The sequence below is a fragment of the Streptomyces marianii genome, from assembly GCF_005795905.1.
Classification (GTDB): domain Bacteria; phylum Actinomycetota; class Actinomycetes; order Streptomycetales; family Streptomycetaceae; genus Streptomyces; species Streptomyces marianii.
This window is the reverse complement of sequence record NZ_VAWE01000001.1, coordinates 6758657-6777693: the sequence shown is the minus strand read 5'-3', so window position 1 is coordinate 6777693 and position 19037 is coordinate 6758657. Positions and strand designations below refer to the sequence as shown.

13 protein-coding genes, 3 rRNA genes and 2 pseudogenes are annotated in these 19037 nt (G+C 67.1%); 5 read left to right on the top strand and 13 right to left on the bottom strand.

Going from position 1 to position 19037, the window contains the following annotated elements; genetic code table 11:
- Positions 1-24 precede the first annotated feature (24 nt).
- The 3 genes from FEF34_RS30700 to FEF34_RS30690 form a co-directional block, all read right to left on the bottom strand.
- Positions 25-1062 carry a FecCD family ABC transporter permease gene (locus tag FEF34_RS30700; protein WP_138056065.1) on the bottom strand — a complete coding sequence of 346 codons (1038 nt, stop codon included), beginning with the start codon at positions 1060-1062 and terminating at the stop codon, positions 25-27.
- On the bottom strand, positions 1059-2117 hold the full coding sequence (locus tag FEF34_RS30695) for a FecCD family ABC transporter permease (RefSeq protein WP_138057822.1): 1059 nt from the start codon (positions 2115-2117) through the stop codon (positions 1059-1061). The genes FEF34_RS30700 and FEF34_RS30695 overlap by 4 nt, the downstream gene beginning before the upstream one ends.
- Positions 2118-2206: 89 nt before the next feature.
- Positions 2207-3241 (bottom strand): HAD hydrolase-like protein, encoded by a 1035-nt coding sequence (locus tag FEF34_RS30690; protein WP_138056064.1) that lies wholly within the window; start codon positions 3239-3241, stop codon positions 2207-2209.
- Between the two features lie 163 nt (positions 3242-3404).
- On the opposite strand from FEF34_RS30690, the gene FEF34_RS30685 reads away from it, so the two are divergent.
- The gene (locus FEF34_RS30685; RefSeq protein WP_138057821.1) at positions 3405-4646 is read left to right on the top strand and encodes a DUF1015 domain-containing protein; all 1242 of its coding nucleotides are present in this window, start codon (positions 3405-3407) and stop codon (positions 4644-4646) included.
- Between the two features lie 105 nt (positions 4647-4751).
- Here the strand turns inward: FEF34_RS30685 and FEF34_RS30680 are convergent, their stop codons facing one another.
- The 5 genes from FEF34_RS30680 to FEF34_RS30660 form a co-directional block, all read right to left on the bottom strand.
- Positions 4752-5621: a tetratricopeptide repeat protein gene (locus FEF34_RS30680; RefSeq protein ID WP_234043268.1), complete on the bottom strand. Its 870-nt coding sequence runs from the start codon at positions 5619-5621 to the stop codon at positions 4752-4754.
- Complete coding sequence (locus FEF34_RS43320; protein ID WP_234042617.1) at positions 5504-6652, bottom strand: hypothetical protein; 1149 nt, start codon at positions 6650-6652, stop codon at positions 5504-5506. Before FEF34_RS43320 ends, FEF34_RS30680 begins: the two co-directional genes overlap by 118 nt.
- A 269-nt stretch (positions 6653-6921) precedes the next feature.
- Positions 6922-7038 (bottom strand): 5S ribosomal RNA (rrf, locus tag FEF34_RS30670).
- A 110-nt stretch (positions 7039-7148) separates the two neighbouring features.
- Positions 7149-10266: ribosomal RNA gene (locus FEF34_RS30665) — 23S ribosomal RNA — on the bottom strand.
- Between the two features lie 311 nt (positions 10267-10577).
- Positions 10578-12095, bottom strand: a 16S ribosomal RNA gene (locus FEF34_RS30660).
- The 16S, 23S and 5S rRNA genes sit together here, the layout of an rRNA operon.
- 1057 nt (positions 12096-13152) lie before the next feature.
- Between FEF34_RS30660 and FEF34_RS43310 the strand changes: the two are divergent.
- Positions 13153-13326, top strand: a pseudogene (locus FEF34_RS43310) (TetR family transcriptional regulator); the annotation flags it as partial.
- A gap of 160 nt (positions 13327-13486) precedes the next feature.
- Here the strand turns inward: FEF34_RS43310 and FEF34_RS30650 are convergent.
- Both FEF34_RS30650 and FEF34_RS30645 read right to left on the bottom strand, forming a co-directional pair.
- Positions 13487-14098, bottom strand: coding sequence for a DNA-3-methyladenine glycosylase (locus FEF34_RS30650; RefSeq protein ID WP_138056063.1), 612 nt, complete (start codon positions 14096-14098; stop codon positions 13487-13489).
- Positions 14099-14118: 20 nt separating this feature from the next.
- Positions 14119-14352, bottom strand: a pseudogene (locus tag FEF34_RS30645) (DNA-3-methyladenine glycosylase); the annotation flags it as partial.
- An 85-nt stretch (positions 14353-14437) separates the two neighbouring features.
- Between FEF34_RS30645 and FEF34_RS30640 the strand changes: the two are divergent.
- The 3 genes from FEF34_RS30640 to FEF34_RS30630 all read left to right on the top strand — a co-directional run bounded on the left by FEF34_RS30640 (position 14438) and on the right by FEF34_RS30630 (position 16539).
- Positions 14438-15220 (top strand): sporulation protein, encoded by a 783-nt coding sequence (locus FEF34_RS30640; protein WP_138056062.1) that lies wholly within the window; start codon positions 14438-14440, stop codon positions 15218-15220.
- A 67-nt stretch (positions 15221-15287) separates the two neighbouring features.
- Positions 15288-15821 (top strand): YbhB/YbcL family Raf kinase inhibitor-like protein, encoded by a 534-nt coding sequence (locus tag FEF34_RS30635; RefSeq protein WP_138056061.1) that lies wholly within the window; start codon positions 15288-15290, stop codon positions 15819-15821.
- A 172-nt stretch (positions 15822-15993) separates the two neighbouring features.
- Positions 15994-16539 (top strand): HNH endonuclease, encoded by a 546-nt coding sequence (locus tag FEF34_RS30630; protein WP_138056060.1) that lies wholly within the window; start codon positions 15994-15996, stop codon positions 16537-16539.
- A 111-nt stretch (positions 16540-16650) separates the two neighbouring features.
- Here the strand turns inward: FEF34_RS30630 and FEF34_RS30625 are convergent, their stop codons facing one another.
- From FEF34_RS30625 to FEF34_RS30615, 3 genes are all read right to left on the bottom strand, one after another.
- Complete coding sequence (locus FEF34_RS30625) at positions 16651-17427, bottom strand: sulfite exporter TauE/SafE family protein (protein ID WP_171053156.1); 777 nt, start codon at positions 17425-17427, stop codon at positions 16651-16653.
- A gap of 79 nt (positions 17428-17506) precedes the next feature.
- The gene (locus FEF34_RS30620) at positions 17507-18475 is read right to left on the bottom strand and encodes an SPFH domain-containing protein (protein WP_138056058.1); all 969 of its coding nucleotides are present in this window, start codon (positions 18473-18475) and stop codon (positions 17507-17509) included.
- Positions 18476-18590: 115 nt separating this feature from the next.
- On the bottom strand, positions 18591-19019 hold the full coding sequence (locus FEF34_RS30615) for an NfeD family protein (protein ID WP_171053155.1): 429 nt from the start codon (positions 19017-19019) through the stop codon (positions 18591-18593).
- Positions 19020-19037: the final 18 nt, after the last annotated feature.

Here is a 19037-nt window from a genome sequence, read left to right as displayed (position 1 = left end):
CGCTCGTACGCCCGGCGCCGGCCGTCATATCCGGCCCGCCTTGCGTTCGGTGACGAGCAGCCAGAGCAGGTAGACGCCGCCGAGCACCCCGGTGACGACACCGACCGGGAGCCGGCGGTCACCGAACGCCGAGGTGGCGGCCCAGTCCGCGACGACCAGCAGGGCGGCGCCCATCACGGCGCTCGCGGCCAGGTTCGGACCGGGCGAGCGCGTCAGTCGGCGGGCGAGCTGCGGGGCGCTCAGCGCGACGAAGACGATCGGGCCGGCCGCCGCCGTGGCGACCGCGGTGAGCAGCACCGCGGAGCCCATGAGCACGGCACGGGTCCGTTCGACGCGGATCCCCAGCGCGTACGCCGCGTCGTCACCCATCTCCAGCATCCGCAGGGGCCGTCCGTACGCCAGCGACAGCGGCACCAGCACCGCGCAGACGGCGAGCAGCGGCCAGAACTGGCTCCAGTCGCGGCCGTCGAGCGAGCCCGTCATCCACACGACGGCGCGGGTGGCGTCGACGAGGTTGGCCTTGGTGATCAGGTAGTGGATGGCGCCGGTGAGCATCGCGGCGATACCGATGCCGATCAGCACGAGCCGGTAGCCGTGCACGCCCCGCTTCCAGGCGAGGAGGTAGACGAGGGCGCCGGTCACCAGTCCACCGACGATCGCGCCGCCCGCGGTGGCGAAGGCGTCGCCCCTGAACAGCACGATCACCGTCAGCGCGCCCACGGTCGACCCCTGGCCGAACCCGAGCACGTCCGGACTGCCCAGCGGGTTGCGCGAGATGGACTGGAAGAGCGCCCCGCCGACCGCGAGCGCCGCGCCGACCAGCAGCGCCACCAGGACCCGCGGCAGCCGCAGGTCCCGGACGATGAACTCCTGTGCGGGCGTGCCGTCTCCCAGCAGTGTGGCGACGACCTCGCCGGGCGTCATCGGGAAGTCGCCGCTGCCGACGAGCACCACGGCGACGGCCAGCGCCGCTGCCAGCAGCAGCAGGGCGACGAGCGCCGCCCTCGGGTCCACGCGGACGGACAGCCCGCCCGGGGTGCGTATCGCCTTCACGGCCTTCACAGCTGGGCCATCCTCTTGCGCCGTACGAGGTAGATGAACACGGGTCCGCCGATGAACGCGGTGACGACGCCGACCTGCAGTTCCGAGGGACGGGCGACCACCCGGCCCACGACGTCCGACCCGAGCAGCAGCACGGGCGACAGCACCGCCGCGTACGGCAGGATCCACCGCATGTCGGGGCCGGTGATGGCCCGGACGAGATGCGGGACCATCAGCCCGATGAAGACGATGGGCCCGCAGGCGGCGGTCGCCGCACCGCACAGCAGAGTGACCGCGGCCATGGCCAGCACCCGGGTCCTGGTCAGACGGGCACCGAGCGCACGGGCGGTGTCGTCGCCCATCTCCAGTGCGTTGAGCGGCCGCGCGATCAGCAGCGCCAGCACCACCCCGGCGCCGATGAAGGGTGCCACCTTCCCGATCGTCGCGGGATCGGCCGAGGCGAGCGAGCCCACGGTCCAGAAGCGCAGCCGGTCCAGGGCCGCGGAGTCCAGCAGTTGTACGGCGTTGACGTAGCCGAACAGCGCGGCCGTGGCGGCCGTACCGGCGAGGGCGAGCCGTACCGGCGTGGCGCCGCGGCTGCCGCCGAGCACGTACACGACCACCGAGACCACGCCGGCGCCGAGGAAGGCGAACCACACATACGCGGTGATCGAGGTGACCCCGAGGAAGCCGATGGCGGTGACGACCGCGGCGGCCGCGCCCGCGTTGACCCCGAGCAGACCGGGCTCGGCGAGCGGATTGCGGGTCAGCGCCTGCATCACCGCGCCGGCGAGGCCCAGGGCGGCACCCACCAGCAGGCCGAGCACGGTGCGCGGCACCCGGACGTCGCGGATCACCACGTCGTTGCCCGTGCCGGAGTTCTGGAAGAGCCCGTGCCACACATCGGCGACCGGTACAGCCTTGGCACCGATCGCGATGCTCGCGACACAGACCAGCAGCAGGACACCTACGGCGAGCAGCAGGCCGGCCGCGCGCAGCGCGTGGCGCTTGCGCGGTTCGGGCGCGGCTGCCGCGGGCGTCCGGGCCGCGCTCTGTTCGGGGGGACTGTCGACCAACACGTGGTTAGGTTAGCCTACCCTCCCATTCGGCTTCGATCAGGGAGCCGCCGGGACCCCGGCCCACCGGCCTTTCGCCGCGCGGCCGTTCACCAGCCGAGCCGGGCGAGCGCCTTCCCCGCCTCCGGGGATCCGGCCCCGTCCCCCGCGTGCGTCCAGGCCGCGGCGCACAACGCCCGCAAGCCGTCGAGCTGTTGGCCGTCCCCCTCGATCACGAGCGCGCCGTCGCGCACGGAGGCCGTCCAGCCGCCGCAGACGAGACCGTCCCCCGACGAGGCGGACTCCACCTCGGGCTGTCCGGTGAGCAGCCCCCGCAGGTCCGCGTCGACGTAGGTCGGCCGGTGCCGCGGCTCCGCCCGCAGCAGCTGCGCCGGGTCCGTCACCCCGGTCAGCACGAGCAGCGAGTCCACCCCTCCGTTGAACGCGCCCTCGATGTCGGTGTCGAGACGGTCACCCACCACCAGCGGCCGTTCGGCCCCCGTCCGCAGGACCGTCTCCCGGTGCATCGGGGGCAGCGGCTTCCCCGCGATCTGCGGCACACCACCGGTCGTGATCCGTACGACCTCGACCGCCGCTCCGTTACCCGGCGAGATCCCGCGGGCACTCGGGATCGTCAGGTCCGTGTTGGAGGCGAACCACGGCACCCCGCGCGCCACCGCGTACGACGCCTCCGCGAGCCGGCCCCACGTCAGCTCGAGCCCGCCGTACCCCTGGACCACGGCGGCCGGGTCGTCGTCGGCCGAGTCCACCGGCTCCAGACCGCGCTCGCGCAGCGCCACCCGCAGCCCCTCGCCGCCGACGACGAGCACCCGGGAACCGGCCGGGACCTGCTCCGCGATCAGCCGGGCCACGGCCTGCGCCGAGGTGATGACGTCGACCGCCTCCGCCGGCACGCCCAACTCGGTGAGATGTCGCGCCACCGCGTCCGGCGTCCGCAGGGCGTTGTTGGTGACGTACGCCAGGTGCATCCCGCCGGCACGCGCGGTCTCCAGCGACTCCACCGCGTAAGGAACCGCCTCCCCGCCGGCGTACACCACCCCGTCGAGATCGAGCAGAGCGGTGTCGTACACCTCGTTCAGCGCCCGCGCGCTGCCGCCCGGCCTGGTCCTGCCCTGCTCGCCCATGCTGGTCCGCTCCTCGCTCCCGGCTCCCGGTCCACCCGGCCGGGGCCGTCGATCGGTGGCGCGTCGCGATCGCCGCGCACTCCCCCGATCATCGCGCATCACCCCGGACACATACGATGCACCAATGAGCGCGCGAGGTGGCAGGGCGACCGAAGGTCTGCACATGGTCCCGTTCCGTGGACTGCGTTACGTTCCCGAGCGGGTCGGCAGCCTTGCCGCGGTGACCTCGCCCCCCTACGACGTCGTTGTACGGCCCGACGGGCTGCACCACCTCGAGTCCGCGGACCCGTACAACATCGTCCGGCTGATCCTCCCCCAGGCGGCGACCGCCGCCGAACGCCACGAGCAGGCGGCCGAGACCCTCGACCGCTGGATCGCCGAGGGCGTCCTGGCTCCCGACCCGCAGCCCGCGCTGTACGTCTACGAACAGCGCAGGGGGGTCATCCTGCAGCGCGGCATCATCGGGGCGCTGGCACTGTCCGCCCCCGAGGAGGGCGTCGTCCTCCCCCACGAGGACGTGATGCCGCACGTGGTGGCCGACCGCACGGCCCTGATGCGCACCACCGGCGCCAATCTCGAGCCCCTGCTCCTCACCTACCGCAGCGAGGGGCCCGCGAACGGGGCCAGCGCCGTCATCGAGCGCGTCATCCAGGAGGAACCGCTGCTGTCGACGACGACCGAGGACGGCTTCAGCCACCGCCTCTGGTCGGTCACCGACGACGGGGACCTCGCCGGCATCGCATCCGACCTCGCCCGCCAGCAGGCCCTCATCGCCGACGGCCACCACCGCTGGGCAACCTACCTCCGGCTGCGCGACGAGCAGACCGCGCCCGGCGCCTGGAGCTACGGCCTGGTGCTGCTCATCGACACCGCGCGCTATCCCCTCCAGGTCCGCGCCATCCACCGGCTGCTGAACCGGCTGCCGATCGGGGACGCGCTCGCGGCCGTCGACGGCCTCTTCCGCGTCCGCGAGATCGAAGGGCGGCTGTCGCACGCGCTCGGCGCCCTTGCGGAGGCCGTCGGCGAGGGGAACGCGTTCGTCCTCGCCGGAGACGGCCGCTTCCATCTGATCGACCGCCCCGACCCCGCGCTCCTGGAGCGCACGGTACCTGCCGACCGCCCGGACGCCTGGCGCCGGCTCGACGCGACCGTCCTCCACGCCACCCTGCTGGAGCGGATCTGGCACATCCCGGACTCGCCCGAGGAGATCACCTACATCCACGACACCGAGGCCGCGGTCGTCCAGGCCGAACGCCGGGGAGGCACGGCGGTCCTGATGCACCCGGTGCGCGAGGAGGTCGTACGGGACCTGGCACGGCAGGGTGTCACGATGCCGCGCAAGTCGACATCCTTCGGCCCGAAGCCGGCGACGGGCCTGGTGCTGCGCAGCCTGAACCTGGACTGAGCACGCACGGACCAAGCACGAGGGGCCCGGTCCCCGAGCGGTTCCGCTCGGGGACCGGGCCCCGGTGTTGTCCGCGAACGCACCCGTGGGCGCGCGGCAACCGGATCAGGCCTGGTTGCCGTGGTCCTCGCCGTGCACATCGCTCTCGCCGCGTGCGGAGCTCCCTCCCGCGGACTCGGGGGTGGCGCTGTCGGCAGGGCGGGCGCCGGTCTCACCGCCCCCCTCGGCGTCCTTCGTGATCCCGGCGTCCTCCGCTGCGGACCCGGTGCCGGTCTCGGTGTCGTTCTCGGTGTCGCTCTCGTCGACCAACGCGTCGACGAACTCCACGCCGTCCAGCTCGGCGAGCCGGTCGGAGGCGTCGGTCGAACCGTCCTTGTCCGCCTCGACGGCCTTCGCGAACCACTCGCGCGCCTCGGACTCCCGATCGGCGGCCAGCAAGGCGTCGGCGTACGCGTACCGAAGTCGCGCGGTCCACGGCTGCAGTGCGTTCGACGCCAGCTCGGGGCTCTGCAGCGTCACGATGGCCGCGTCCAACTGCCCCATGTCGCGGCGGGCGCCCGCCGCGACGAGCCGCATCTCGACCTGACCCGCCTTGTCGAGCTTCTGCACCTCGGCCTCGCCGGCCATCGCCAGTGTCCGCTCGGGCCGACCCATGCCACGCTCGCAGTCGGCCATGACGGGCCAGAGCTCGACACTGCCGGTCATCCGGCGCGCGGCACGGAACTCCGCCAGCGCCTCCGAGTACCGCTGCGTCGCGTACGCGGCGAAGCCCGCGGCCTCGCGAACCGCGGCCACCCGGGACGCGAGCCGCAGCGCCACCCGCGAGTAGCCGTACGCCTGCTCCGCGTCCTCGTCGATCAGCCGCGCGACCATGACCAGGTTCCTCGCGACGTCCTCGGCGAGTGTCTTGGGCAGACTCTGGAGCTCCTGCCGGACGTCCTTGTCGATCTCCTCACCGGTGACGTCCTCGGGGATCGGCAGCCGCTTGATCGGCTCCCGGTCCCGATCCCGGCCACGGTCGTCACGTCGGTCGTCACGGCGCCCGTACCCCCCACGGTCGTCCCGGCCCCGGTAGCCCCCACGGGGCCGGTCGTCACGCCGGTCGTCCCGGCGCGGACCACGCGCCCGGTCGTCACGGCGGAAACCACCACGGTCGTCATCACGGCGCGGACCACGATCATCACGACGCTCGTCCCGACGGAAACCACCACGGTCATCGTCACGACGCGGACCACGATCATCACGACGCTCGTCCCGACGGAAACCACCACGGTCATCGTCACGACGCGGACCACGATCATCACGACGGTCATCCCGACGGAAACCACCACGGTCCCGGTCATCACGACGCCCGTAACCACCACGGTCATCGTCACGGCGCGGACCACGATCATCACGACGGTCATCCCGACGGAAACCACCACGGTCATCGTCACGACGCGGACCACGATCATCACGACGCTCGTCCCGACGGAAACCACCACGGTCCCGGTCATCACGACGCCCGTAACCACCACGGTCGTCATCACGACGCGGACCACGATCATCACGACGGTCATCCCGACGGAAACCACCACGGTCATCGTCACGACGCGGACCACGATCATCACGACGCTCGTCCCGACGGAAACCACCACGGTCCCGGTCATCACGACGCCCGTAACCACCACGGTCGTCATCACGACGCGGACCACGATCATCACGACGCTCGTCCCGACGGAAACCACCACGGTCATCGTCACGACGCGGACCACGATCATCACGCCGGTCATCCCGACGGAAACCACCACGGTCCCGGTCATCACGACGCCCGTAACCACCACGGTCGTCATCACGACGCGGACCACGATCATCACGACGCTCGTCTCGACGACCGTAGGCTCGTTCGTCGCGGGGGAAGCGACCGTCGCGGCTGTCCTCCCGGCGGTCGTCGCGGCGCCCATAGCCACGGTCGTCGCGAGGGAACGACCCCCCACGGTCGCGGTCGTCGCGACGGAAACCACCACGGTCGTCGCGACGGTAGCCGCTCCCACGGCTGTCGTCCCGACGCGGGCCCCCGCGATAGCCGCCCCGGTCGCCGCCCCCGTCTCGGCGGCGCGGCTCGCGCTCAGGACGATCGTCGGCTGAGTTGGTGGGCATCGGTGAGGCTCCTGTCTTCGAGTACCGCAGTCAATTCTCGCGCAGCCGGCCAACCGACGCGCTTCGAGGGAAACACACAAAACAAAAAGGACCCGTGGTCCCAGCTGAACGCTGGGACCACGGGTCCTGAAAGATTGTTCGGCGGCGTCCTACTCTCCCACAGGGTCCCCCCTGCAGTACCATCGGCGCTGAAAGGCTTAGCTTCCGGGTTCGGAATGTAACCGGGCGTTTCCCTAACGCTATGACCACCGAAACCCTATCGGGTTCGAGCGAACAAGCACACTTTTCAATTGATCAAGTGGATCTGGTTCGACCGGTGCGACTGTTCGCAACCCGGGAACCACACAGTGGACGCGAGCAACTGAGGACAAGCCCTCGGCCTATTAGTACCGGTCAACTCCACCAGTCACCTGGCTTCCATATCCGGCCTATCAACCCAGTCGTCTACTGGGAGCCTTACCCCATCAAGTGGGTGGGAGTCCTCATCTCGAAGCAGGCTTCCCGCTTAGATGCTTTCAGCGGTTATCCCTCCCGAACGTAGCCAACCAGCCATGCCCTTGGCAGGACAACTGGCACACCAGAGGTTCGTCCGTCCCGGTCCTCTCGTACTAGGGACAGCCCTTCTCAAGACTCCTACGCGCACAGCGGATAGGGACCGAACTGTCTCACGACGTTCTAAACCCAGCTCGCGTACCGCTTTAATGGGCGAACAGCCCAACCCTTGGGACCGACTCCAGCCCCAGGATGCGACGAGCCGACATCGAGGTGCCAAACCATCCCGTCGATATGGACTCTTGGGGAAGATCAGCCTGTTATCCCCGGGGTACCTTTTATCCGTTGAGCGACGGCGCTTCCACAAGCCACCGCCGGATCACTAGTCCCGACTTTCGTCCCTGCTCGACCCGTCGGTCTCACAGTCAAGCTCCCTTGTGCACTTACACTCAACACCTGATTGCCAACCAGGCTGAGGGAACCTTTGGGCGCCTCCGTTACCCTTTGGGAGGCAACCGCCCCAGTTAAACTACCCATCAGACACTGTCCCTGATCCGGATCACGGACCCAGGTTAGACATCCAGCACGACCAGAGTGGTATTTCAACGACGACTCCACCTGAACTGGCGTCCAAGCTTCACAGTCTCCCACCTATCCTACACAAGCCGAACCGAACACCAATATCAAACTGTAGTAAAGGTCCCGGGGTCTTTCCGTCCTGCTGCGCGAAACGAGCATCTTTACTCGTAGTGCAATTTCACCGGGCCTATGGTTGAGACAGTCGAGAAGTCGTTACGCCATTCGTGCAGGTCGGAACTTACCCGACAAGGAATTTCGCTACCTTAGGATGGTTATAGTTACCACCGCCGTTTACTGGCGCTTAAGTTCTCAGCTTCGCCCCACCGAAATGGAGCTAACCGGTCCCCTTAACGTTCCAGCACCGGGCAGGCGTCAGTCCGTATACATCGCCTTACGGCTTCGCACGGACCTGTGTTTTTAGTAAACAGTCGCTTCTCGCTGGTCTCTGCGGCCACCCCCAGCTCAAGGAGTACATCCCATCACCAGGCGTGGCCCCCCTTCTCCCGAAGTTACGGGGGCATTTTGCCGAGTTCCTTAACCATAGTTCACCCGAACGCCTCGGTATTCTCTACCTGACCACCTGAGTCGGTTTAGGGTACGGGCCGCCATGAAACTCGCTAGAGGCTTTTCTCGACAGCATAGGATCATCCACTTCACCACAATCGGCTCGGCATCAGGTCTCAGACTACGTGTCACGCGGATTTGCCTACGTGACGTCCTACACCCTTACCCCGGGACAACCACCGCCCGGGCTGGACTACCTTCCTGCGTCACCCCATCGCTTACCTACTACCACCTTGGATCAGCGGCTCCACCACTCCGACCTCGTCCGAAGACTCAGCCGACGGCTTCACGGCCTTAGCATTAATGGGCTCGATACTGGGCGTTTCAAAGCGGGTACCGGAATATCAACCGGTTGTCCATCGACTACGCCTGTCGGCCTCGCCTTAGGTCCCGACTTACCCTGGGCAGATCAGCTTGACCCAGGAACCCTTAGTCAATCGGCGCACACGTTTCCCACGTGTGTATCGCTACTCATGCCTGCATTCTCACTCGTGAACCGTCCACAACTCGCTTCCACGGCTGCTTCACCCGGCACACGACGCTCCCCTACCCATCACGATCCCCGTTGGGGGTACATATCGCAATGACACGACTTCGGCGGTACGCTTGAGCCCCGCTACATTGTCGGCGCGGAATCACTTGACCAGTGAGCTATTACGCACTCTTTCAAGGGTGGCTGCTTCTAAGCCAACCTCCTGGTTGTCTCTGCGACTCCACATCCTTTCCCACTTAGCGTACGCTTAGGGGCCTTAGTCGATGCTCTGGGCTGTTTCCCTCTCGACCATGGAGCTTATCCCCCACAGTCTCACTGCCGCGCTCTCACTTACCGGCATTCGGAGTTTGGCTAAGGTCAGTAACCCGGTAGGGCCCATCGCCTATCCAGTGCTCTACCTCCGGCAAGAAACACACGACGCTGCACCTAAATGCATTTCGGGGAGAACCAGCTATCACGGAGTTTGATTGGCCTTTCACCCCTAACCACAGGTCATCCCCCAGGTTTTCAACCCTGGTGGGTTCGGTCCTCCACGAAGTCTTACCTCCGCTTCAACCTGCCCATGGCTAGATCACTCCGCTTCGGGTCTAGAGCGTGCAACTCAACCGCCCTGTTCGGACTCGCTTTCGCTACGACTTCCCCACACGGGTTAACCTCGCTACACACCGCTAACTCGCAGGCTCATTCTTCAAAAGGCACGCAGTCACGAGGATCCGAAGATCCCGACGCTCCCACGGCTTGTAGGCACACGGTTTCAGGTACTATTTCACTCCGCTCCCGCGGTACTTTTCACCATTCCCTCACGGTACTATCCGCTATCGGTCACCAGGGAATATTTAGGCTTAGCGGGTGGTCCCGCCAGATTCACACGGGATTTCTCGGGCCCCGTGCTACTTGGGAATAACTCAAACGAGCCGCTGATGTTTCAGCTACGGGGGTCTTACCCTCTACGCCGGGCCTTTCGCATGCCCTTCGCCTACATCAACGGTTTCTGACTCGCCTCATCGCCGGCAGACGATGAAAGAGAGATCCCACAACCCCGCATGCGCAACCCCTGCCGGGTCTCACACACATACGGTTTGGCCTCATCCAGTTTCGCTCGCCACTACTCCCGGAATCACGGTTGTTTTCTCTTCCTGAGGGTACTGAGATGTTTCACTTCCCCTCGTTCCCTCCACACTGCCTATGTGTTCAGCAGCGGGTGACAGCCCATGACGACTGCCGGGTTTCCCCATTCGGACACCCCCGGATCACAGCTCGGTTGACAGCTCCCCGGGGCCTATCGCGGCCTCCCACGTCCTTCATCGGTTCCTGGTGCCAAGGCATCCACCGTGCGCCCTTAAAAACTTGGCCACAGATGCTCGCGTCCACTGTGCAGTTCTCAAGCAACGACCAGCCACCCACCACCCCGCCACAACAAGCAGCGAGTTCACCGGGGCCGGCGATCCGAAGGACAAGCCACAACGGCCCATACCCTCAGACACCCAACAGCGTGCCCGACCCGACCAGTCCGACCAGACTCACGTTCCACGCCGAAGCAGTACTAGTGATCCATCATCCCGATCGTGCCGAGTAGTCAACGTTCCACCCATGAGCTACCAGCATCGGACGTTCGCCGATGTTCTGGCCTCTGACCACCGATGGTGGTGAGAAGTGCTCCTTAGAAAGGAGGTGATCCAGCCGCACCTTCCGGTACGGCTACCTTGTTACGACTTCGTCCCAATCGCCAGTCCCACCTTCGACGGCTCCCTCCCAAGGGTTGGGCCACCGGCTTCGGGTGTTACCGACTTTCGTGACGTGACGGGCGGTGTGTACAAGGCCCGGGAACGTATTCACCGCAGCAATGCTGATCTGCGATTACTAGCGACTCCGACTTCATGGGGTCGAGTTGCAGACCCCAATCCGAACTGAGACCGGCTTTTTGAGATTCGCTCCACCTCGCGGTATCGCAGCTCATTGTACCGGCCATTGTAGCACGTGTGCAGCCCAAGACATAAGGGGCATGATGACTTGACGTCGTCCCCACCTTCCTCCGAGTTGACCCCGGCGGTCTCCTGTGAGTCCCCGGCATGACCCGCTGGCAACACAGGACAGGGGTTGCGCTCGTTGCGGGACTTAACCCAACATCTCACGACACGAGCTGACGACAGCCATGCACCACCTGTACACCGACCACAAGGGGGGCACCATCTCTGATGCTTTCCGGTGTATGTCAAGCCTTGGTAAGGTTCTTCGCGTTGCGTCGAATTAAGCCACATGCTCCGCCGCTTGTGCGGGCCCCCGTCAATTCCTTTGAGTTTTAGCCTTGCGGCCGTACTCCCCAGGCGGGGCACTTAATGCGTTAGCTGCGGCACGGACGACGTGGAATGTCGCCCACACCTAGTGCCCAACGTTTACGGCGTGGACTACCAGGGTATCTAATCCTGTTCGCTCCCCACGCTTTCGCTCCTCAGCGTCAGTATCGGCCCAGAGATCCGCCTTCGCCACCGGTGTTCCTCCTGATATCTGCGCATTTCACCGCTACACCAGGAATTCCGATCTCCCCTACCGAACTCTAGCCTGCCCGTATCGACTGCAGACCCGGGGTTAAGCCCCGGGCTTTCACAACCGACGCGACAAGCCGCCTACGAGCTCTTTACGCCCAATAATTCCGGACAACGCTCGCGCCCTACGTATTACCGCGGCTGCTGGCACGTAGTTAGCCGGCGCTTCTTCTGCAGGTACCGTCACTTTCGCTTCTTCCCTGCTGAAAGAGGTTTACAACCCGAAGGCCGTCATCCCTCACGCGGCGTCGCTGCATCAGGCTTTCGCCCATTGTGCAATATTCCCCACTGCTGCCTCCCGTAGGAGTCTGGGCCGTGTCTCAGTCCCAGTGTGGCCGGTCGCCCTCTCAGGCCGGCTACCCGTCGTCGCCTTGGTAGGCCATCACCCCACCAACAAGCTGATAGGCCGCGGGCTCATCCTGCACCGCCGGAGCTTTCCACCACCGAGGATGCCCTCAGTGGTCGTATCCGGTATTAGACCCCGTTTCCAGGGCTTGTCCCAGAGTGCAGGGCAGATTGCCCACGTGTTACTCACCCGTTCGCCACTAATCCCCTCCCGAAGGAGGTTCATCGTTCGACTTGCATGTGTTAAGCACGCCGCCAGCGTTCGTCCTGAGCCAGGATCAAACTCTCCGTGAATGCTTCCCCGTGATCGGGGCGAACACATCACGAGAGCGGAACCAGGAAGAGGAATAGTCTCCCCGGTTCACAGCGTCCTCGCTGTGTTTTTTCAAAGGAACCTCGACCATCCGTGCGGATGGACGGGGTATCAACATATCTGGCGTTGACTTTTGGCACGCTGTTGAGTTCTCAAGGAACGGACGCTTCCTTCGTACTCACCCACAGAACATTCTCTGGGGCTTTCCTCCGGGCGCTTCCCTTCGGTGTTTCCAACCCTACCAGATCCGATTTCCGTTCCGTTCCCGGTTCGGAATTCATTTCCGGTGGCCGTTGGAGGGCCTTCCGCCTTTCGGCTGCCTTTCGGCGTGGTCACTACGCTAGCCGATTCTCCCGGCGACTCATAATCGAGGCGATCGAGGCGAATTTCGGCATGCCGAAATCACACCCGTTGGGGTTCGTCGTAGGTAGTGGATGGCCGCTCCGGGGCTGTAGAACAGCAGTCCCTGTTCATGCGGCTCGGGCTACGTTAGGCGCCTTGCGACGTCGAGTCAAGTCGCCCTACGGCGTGGTGGGTGGGGCCGGTACGGACACTCACTGTGGGGTCGCCGTCGAGCCAGTAGAGCCGGGCGTGAGTGGCTCCCTTCCCGCCGACACCGGTGGGCGGCCCGTTCCGTACCTGGTCGATGACGGGCGGGGTGCCCGAGAGAACGGTGAGCGGCGCGGGGGCGCCGTTCGCGTCGGAGCAGACGTCCGCGCCTTCGAGGGTCCGGTCGATACCGACGGCCGTCGCCAGCCGAACCGGCCCTTTGGCCAGTTCCTGCTGCTGCGGGCTGAAAGTCGACGTTCTCAGGCGAGTTCCTCGCCCACTCGGATCTCGCTGCGCGGAGGCTGCTGAGCCGAGAGGCCGCATCGACTACGTGCGAACCGTCGTCAGGCAGGTCTGCGAGCGAGTCGAGCAACGTCTACCGCACCACTTCCGGCTCCATCGTGGTGCAGGGCGACGTGTCCGAGGCCTGCACGCCCTCGCAGGGGGAAGGGTCTGTGGAGATCCCGAGAGCGTTCCTCGAGAGGCCGTTCAGCGGCGCTCGCGGAGCTGCCGGAGCCCGACAAGGCCGCCCTGCGCCGGCCGCCGGAGCAGATCGCGGCCCTCTTCTTCGGGCTGCTGTTCACCCGGCCGCGTACGGAGGACGAGCCCGACCTGACCCCTCAGGAGCTGGTGGAGGTCTTCCTGCACGGGGCACTCTCGGGGGCGCCAAGTGAGCGCGCGGAGAAGGCGCCTGGGAGTTGCGGCCCTGGCCCTCCTGGCCCCCGTCCTGGTGTGGCTGGTCGCGGACCCACTGCTGGGGCACGATCACGCGTCCTCCGGCCCGACACCGCGCCGACTCACCGGGCCGTGAGCAAGGCACGGCTCAGGCGCCGGCGGCCGGCCTGGCTCTGGGGCTCAGCCGGTAGGCCGAGACCGTCGGATCACCGGCGACGTGGAACCGGTGTTGCCAGTCGTGGGCCTTGCTCACGCCCACCCGAGGACCTACCTGGATGAGCGCGGCAGGTACCGACTCGCCCTCGGACAACGCGACCGAGGTACCTGTCAGGAGGTCTGCGCCGTTGTGCTCTCCCGTGATGCCGAGTGCCTGGCAGAAGTTCCCCGGACCTCGGGCAAGACGTGGGCTCTCGACCCTCTCCCCTCGTCGCTCGCGTGCCAGGTCCTCCCCCTCGATCACCCTGCCTGCCCGGATGAGCACAGCCGAGGCGATGCCGTCCGTCCCGGTGACGACGTTGGCGCACCAGTGGAGACCGTGGGACCGGTAGACGTACAGGTGTCCTGCGGGTCCGAACATGACGGCGTTGCGGGGTGTCCGGCCTCGGTGGGCATGGGAAGCCGGGTCAGCCGTACCGGAGTACGCCTCGGTCTCCGTGATGGCGATGCTCACGGTTCCCTCGGGGGTCTTGCAGGTGAGAACGCTCTCGAGGAGCCTGGGGGCGACCTCTTCGGCAGGATGGGCGAGGAGGTCGACGTTCATGCTGACCACCTCGTGACGTACGCGTGTCCCGGCGGCCCGAGCATGACCCCGTTGCGGGCGGTGCGGCCGCGGAAGGCGTGCGAGGCGGGGTCGGCCTCCTCCGCGCGGGCCTCCACCTCGGTGAGCCGGAGTTCGGTCGGCCCCTCCCCGGTGCGGCGCACCAGCGTCCGGCCGAGGATGTCGGGCGCGACCTCCGGGACGGGCCGGTCGGAGAAGTCCCGGGGCAGCGGCGTACGGTCGGGGCTCTCGATCATGCCGTACGAGGGTACTCGTCCCCTCCGGGGAACCGGTTACCGTCGTCGCGCGTATGTAGAGGTCAGTACACAGGAGGGATGGAACATGGGCTTCAAGAAGCTGCTCGCGAGCCTCGGGGCCGGCGGGGCGTCGGTCGAGACGGTGCTCACCGAGGACAACGTCGTGCCCGGCGGAGTCGTCCAGGGTGAGGTGCGCATCCAGGGCGGTTCGGTCAACCAGCAGATCGAGGGGCTGTCCGTCGGGCTGCAGGCGAGGGTCGAGGTCGAGGGCGGCGACCAGGAGGTCAAGCAGGACATCGAGTTCGTCAAGCAGCGGCTCGGGGGCGCCTTCGAGGTACAGGCCGGCGCGGTGCACGTGGTGCCGTTCGGGCTGGAGATCCCGTGGGAGACTCCGGTCACGACGATCGCCGGACAGCGGCTGCACGGCATGGACATCGGTGTGACGACCGAGCTGGAGATCGCGCGCGCGGTGGACTCTGGCGACCTGGACCCGATCAACGTGCACCCGCTGCCGGCGCAGCAGGCGGTCCTCGACGCGTTCATCCAGCTGGGTTTCCGTTTCAAGAGCGCGGACATGGAGCGCGGACACATCCGCGGGACGCGCCAGCGGCTGCCCTTCTACCAGGAGATCGAGTTCTTCGCGCCGCAGCAGTACCGGGGGCTGAACCAGGTCGAGGTCACGTTCGTCGCCGACGACCGCGAGATGGACGTGGTCCTGGAGATGGACAAGAAGCCGGGGCTGTTCAGCGAGGGCAGTGACTCGTACCGGGCGTTCACGGTGGACCTGCACGACTTCCAGGGGACGGACTACGCCGCGTACCTCAATCAGTGGCTCGCTGAGGTCGGCGGCCGTCGTAACTGGCTGTAGGGCTCTAGGCTCGGTGCCGTAAGCGCGCGAGCGTAAGCGCAGCACTCCCGATTACGGAGGTTCAGACGTGTCCGAGGCGAAGAGGGCTCCGCTGCCTCATGACTTCCACCCGCCGGTGCCGTCGTTCACCGTGACGAGTACCGACGTCGAGGACGGCGGCGTCCTGCATGACGCCCAGGTCCACTCGGCGGGCAACTCGTCCCCGCAACTGCGGTGGGAGGGCTTTCCGGCGGGGACGAAGAGCTTCGCCGTGACGTGCTTCGACCCCGACGCCCCGACGGGCAGCGGGTTCTGGCACTGGGTGCTGTTCGACATCCCGGCGTCGGTGACCGAGCTGCCGGCCGGTGCCGGCGGCGGGAAGTTCGAGGGTCTGCCGGAGGGTGCCGTCCACGTCCGCAACGACTACGGGACGAAGGACTTCGGAGGCGCCGCGCCGCCGCCCGGCGACGGTCCGCACCGCTATGTGTTCACCGTGTACGCGGTGGACTCCGAGAAGCTGGGCCCGGGTGACGACGTGTCCCCCGCCGTCGTGGGCTTCAATCTGCGGTTCCACACGCTGGCGCGGGCTCAACTGATCGGCGAGTACGAGAACCGCGGCTAGCTCCACCAGCGTTCGCCTGTTGTTTGCCCGCTCCTGGTCTTGGAGAGATCAGGAGCGGGCATCTTTCGTCTGCGCGGATATTGCGTTGTCCATCGCGGCGTGCCCGGCCAGAGTTGATCCCAGCCCAGAGCCCGCCACTAGGGCCGGGCCGGCACACGGGAGGTGGGGCACAATGCGGGACACGCTGGTACTGAATGCGAGCTTCGAGCCGCTTTCGACGGTGACGCTCAACCGTGCGGTGGTGCTGGTGCTGCAGGACAAGGCCGTGGTCGAGCAGGCCCACCCCGCGCTCCGTGTGCGTGCGGCCGCGGTGGAACTACCGGTGCCGCGGGTGATCAGGCTCTGCAGATACGTACGGGTGCCGTTTCGAAGACAGGCGCCGTGGTCGAGACGGGGTGTGCTGGTACGGGACCAGCACCGGTGCGCCTACTGCGGGAAGCGGGCGACGACCGTGGACCATGTCGTGCCGCGGTCGCGGGGCGGTGCGGACAGTTGGCTGAACACGGTCGCGTCGTGCGCGGAGGACAATCACCGCAAGGCGGACCGTACGCCGGAGCAGGCCGGGATGCCTCTGCTGCACGAGCCGTTCGTGCCGACGCCGGCGGACGCGATGCTGCTGGCACTGCGGGCCGGTGAGCGGTCGTCGCTGCCGGAGTGGCTCGGGCAGCACGGCAACGGGCCCGCGGGTGAGCAGCACGCGGTGTGCTCGGCGGCCTGAACCGGCGAGTGCCGGCACCTGCCCCGCGGTCCGGGGTGAGTCGTGGATGTGCGCGCAGGCCCGCTCCCTCGTGGGGCGGGCTTCCGTGTGCTGTCGGCGGGGGTGGAGCCGTCACCGCAGGACGAGCTGGACGATGGCGGCCGATCCCACGAGCACGATGAAGGTCCGCAGCACCACGGGTGAGAGCCTGCGGCCGATCCTGGCGCCGATCTGGCCGCCTATCGCGGAGCCGACCGCGATGAGCAGGACGGCGGTCCAGTCGAAGTGGGCGACGAAGAGGAAGAACAGCGCGGCCACGCTGTTGACGATCGCGGCGAGCACGTTCTTCGTGGCGTTGAGCCGCTGCAGGCTGTCGTCGAGCAGCATGCCCATGACCGAGAGGTAGATGATCCCCTGGGCCGCGGTGAAGTAGCCGCCGTAGACGCTGGCGAGCATCAGGGCCGTGAAGAGGACCGGTCCTCCGTCGGGGTGCGGTGCGCCGGTGCCGCGGCGCTCGCGGTGGCGCTGGACGACGGCGGAGATCCGGGGCTGGAGGACGACGAGGACGAGGGCGAGCGCCACGAGGACCGGGACGATGGTCTCGAAGGCCGTCGGCGGCAGCAGGAGCAGGAGCATCGCGCCGGCGAGTCCGCCGATGAGGGCGGCGAGGCCGAGACGGACGATGCGGCGCCTCTGGCCGGTGAGTTCGGCGCGGTAGCCGATGGCTCCGCTGATCGAGCCCGGTATCAGGCCGAGGGCGTTCGAGACGGTCGCGGTCACGGGCGGGAGTCCGGTGGCCAGCAGGACCGGGAAGGTGATGAGGGTTCCCGAGCCGACGATCGTGTTGATCGTGCCCGCTGCCGTGCCGGCCACGAAGATCGCGACCGCTTCCCAGACGGACAAGGCCATCTCCTCACATGATCAGTGCGTCGCCTCCCCGCCGTCGAGGTCGGGGGGCCGCACCGATCATGCACGACCGGGGGTGGTGTCAGTCGATCGGGGGCTGCTCACGCCGCTCCGTGCCGCCGCTCTGGCGGGGGACTCCGGAGTTCCCTCCGCTGTTGCCTCCGTTGCCGGACAGGGGTCCGCCGAAGCTGCCGATGGCGCCGGAAAGGCCCTTGAGCGCGTCGCCGATCTCGCTGGGCACGATCCAGAGCTTGTTGGCGTCGCCCTCGGCGATCTTCGGGAGCATCTGGAGGTACTGGTACGAGAGCAGCTTCTGGTCGGGGTCACCGGCGTGGATGGACTCGAAGACCGTGCGGATCGCCTGGGCCTCGCCTTCGGCGCGCAGGGCCGCGGCCTTGGCCTCGCCCTCGGCGCGGAGGATGGCGGACTGCTTCTCGCCCTCGGCGGTGAGGATCTGGGACTGGCGGATGCCCTCGGCGGTGAGGATGGCGGCGCGCTTGTCACGGTCGGCGCGCATCTGCTTCTCCATCGAGTCCTGGATGGAGGTCGGCGGCTCGATGGCCTTGAGTTCGACGCGGTTGACGCGGATGCCCCATTTGCCGGTGGCCTCGTCGAGGACGCCGCGGAGGGCGGCGTTGATCTCCTCCCGGGAGGTGAGGGTGCGCTCGAGGTCCATGCCGCCGATGATGTTGCGGAGGGTGGTGACGGTGAGCTGCTCGATCGCCTGGATGTAGCTGGCCACTTCGTAGGTCGCGGCACGGGCGTCGGTCACCTGGTAGTAGATGACGGTGTCGATGTTGACGACGAGGTTGTCCTGGGTGATCACCGGCTGGGGCGGGAACGGGACGACCTGCTCGCGGAGGTCGATCCGGTTGCGGATCGAGTCGATGAACGGGACGACGATGTTCAGCCCGGCGTTGAGCGTACGCGTGTAGCGGCCGAACCGTTCCACGATGGCGGCACTTGCCTGCGGGATGACCTGGATCGTCTTGATCAGGGCGATGAAGACCAGCACCACCAGAATGACCAGAACGATGATGATCGATGGCATCGTGCTTCCCGTGCCCTTCGCTGCCGGATGAGTCTCTGATGATCGAGTTTCCCAGACCGCGGCCGGTCGTGGGTGAGGTTCCGTCACATGATCATGTCGAACCGTCACCCGTATGTCACATCACCACGGCCGTCGCGCCGTCGATCTCGGCCACGTCCACCTGCTCCCCCGGTTCGAAGACCCGGGAGGCGTCGAGGGCCCGGGCCGACCAGATCTCGCCGGCGAGCTTGATGCGGCCGCCGTCGCCGTCGATCCGCTCCAGCACGACGGCCTGACGGCCTCGCAGGGCGTCGATTCCGGTGGCGAGTTGGGGTCGCTGGGCGCCGTGACGCGCCGCGATGGGGCGTACGACGGCAATGAGCGCGACCGAGACGGCGGCGAACACCACCACTTGCGCGACCACGCCGAACCCGAGGCCCGCGGTGACGGCTCCGGCGACCGCGCCGACGGAGAGCATGCCGAGTTCGGGCATGGCGGTGATCACGAGGGGGATCCCCAGGCCGACCGCTGCGACGAGCCACCACACCCATGCGTCGATGTCCACAAGGGCATGGTAGGACGG